The organism is Streptomyces sp. NPDC059564, from assembly GCF_042735575.1.
Lineage (GTDB): Bacteria > Actinomycetota > Actinomycetes > Streptomycetales > Streptomycetaceae > Streptomyces.
Genome location: NZ_JBHWBP010000626.1, coordinates 1 through 2036 on the forward strand (window position 1 = coordinate 1; position 2036 = coordinate 2036).

Sequence of the window (2036 nt, forward strand, 5' to 3'; positions counted from 1 at the left end):
GCCCGAGCCGGTCCCCGTGGTGGCCGCCGAGCCCGTGGCCGAGCCGGCGCCCCAGCCGGTGGCCGAGCCCGCGGTGGCCGAGCCCGCAGTCGCCGAGCCCGCCGTCGCCGTTGCCGTGCCCGCCGCCGGGATGCCGGTGGCGCAGACCCCGGTTCCGGCCCGTCACGCCGGTCCGCCGACCACCGGCCCGGAGTACCTGGACGTTTCGCAGCCGGAGGCTCCCGTCGCCCCGGTGGCGCAGGCCGCCGAGATCCCGCCGCAGCCCGGTACGCCGTGGGCGGTCGAGCCCGTACCGGCCGCCGCTGCCGCGGAGCCCGTCGCAGAGGCCGCCGTGGCGCCGCAGCCGGAGCCGGAGGCGTCCCCCGAGGCCGCCCAGGCACCCGAGCCCGCCGCCGAAGCCGCCCCCGAGGCCCCGGAAGCACCGGAGCCCGCCGAGGCTCCGCAGCCGCAGGCCCCCGAAGCCCCGGAGGCCGTCGAGCCCGCGGCGGCCGTCGAGCCCGCGGCGGCCGTCGAGCCCGCGGCGGCCGTCGAGGCCGCGGCGGCCGTCGAGGCCCCGGCCGCGCCGGAGGTCCCCGGGGCGCCCGAGGCCCAGACCCCCGCCGAGCCGGTCGCGGCCGCCCCGGAGGCCGTGGAGCCGCCGGCCCCGGAGGTCCCCGCGGAAACGGTGGTGCAGGCCCCCGTCGACGTACCGGCGGAGCCTGAGCCGCAGCCCGCCGAGCCGGTGGAGGCCGCCACGGCCGAGCCCGCCGAGCCCGCCCAGCCCCTCGCCCCGGCCGCCGCCTTCGAGAGCCCCGAGGCTCCCGAAGCCCAGGAGGAGCCGCAGGAGGCCCCCGAGGCTCCCGAGGCCCCCGAGGACCCGGCCGCCCCCGAGTCCGTCCCGGCCGGCGAGGCCGCCCCCGCGTACGACGACGCCGAGCGCGAGGCCGTCCTGCGCGTCATGCGCGAGCGCCGCGACATCCGCAAGGGCTTCCGTACCGACCCCATCCCGCACGAGGTGCTGCTCCGCGTCCTGGAGGCCGCCCACACGGCGCCCAGCGTCGGCCACTCGCAGCCCTGGGACTTCGTCGTCATCCGCTCCGCCGAGACCCGCCGGACGATGCACGAGCTCGCCCAGCACCAGCGCGAGGCCTACGCCAAGTCGCTGCCCAAGGGCCGGGCGAAGCAGTTCAAGGAACTCAAGATCGAGGCCATCCTCGACACCCCGGTGAACATCGTCGTCACCGCCGACCCCACCCGCGGCGGCCGCCACACCCTCGGCCGGCACACCCAGCCGCAGATGGCCCCGTACTCCTCAGCCCTCGCGGTCGAGAACCTCTGGCTCGCCGCGCGCGCCGAGGGCCTCGGCGTCGGCTGGGTCAGCTTCTTCGACGAGCGCGAGATGGTCCGCGCGCTCGGTCTGCCGGAGCACCTGGAGGTCGTCGCGTACCTGTGCGTCGGGTACGTGGACGAGTTCCCGGAGGAGCCCGAGCTGGCCCAGGCGGGCTGGTCCCAGCGCCGTCCGCTGTCCTGGGTCGTGCACGAGGAGACGTACGGTCGCCGCGCGCTGCCCGGCGAGGCGCCGCACGACCTGCTCTCCGAGACGGTCGCCAGCATCCGCCCGCTCGACGCGAAGGCGCTGGGCGAGGCGTGGGAACGCCAGAAGCGCATGACGAAGCCGGCCGGCGCGCTGGGCATGCTGGAGATCATCTCCGCGCAGCTGTCCGGCCTCTCGCGGGTCTGCCCGCCGCCGATCCCGGAGCCGGCGGCGGTCGCGATCTTCGCCGGTGACCACGGGGTGCACGCCCAGGGCGTCACCCCCTGGCCCCAGGAGGTCACCACGCAGATGGTGGCCAACTTCCTCGGCGGCGGCGCGGTCTGCAACGCCTTCGCCAACCAGGTCGGCGCGGAGGTCTGCGTCATCGACGTCGGCGTGGCCGGGGACCTCCCCGCCACCCCGGGCCTGCTCCCGCGCAAGGTCCGCCCGGGCACGGCCGACCTCTCGGTCGGCCCGGCGAGGACCCGCGAGGAAGCGATCGCGGCCATCGAGGTCGGCATCG

1 protein-coding gene is annotated in these 2036 nt (G+C 77.8%); it reads left to right on the plus strand.

All coding sequences use genetic code 11. From position 1 onward, the window contains the following. Positions 1–2036 (plus strand): 5,6-dimethylbenzimidazole synthase (gene bluB / locus ACFV0Q_RS41020; RefSeq protein ID WP_385013146.1); only part of this gene is annotated, 2036 nt, incomplete at both ends.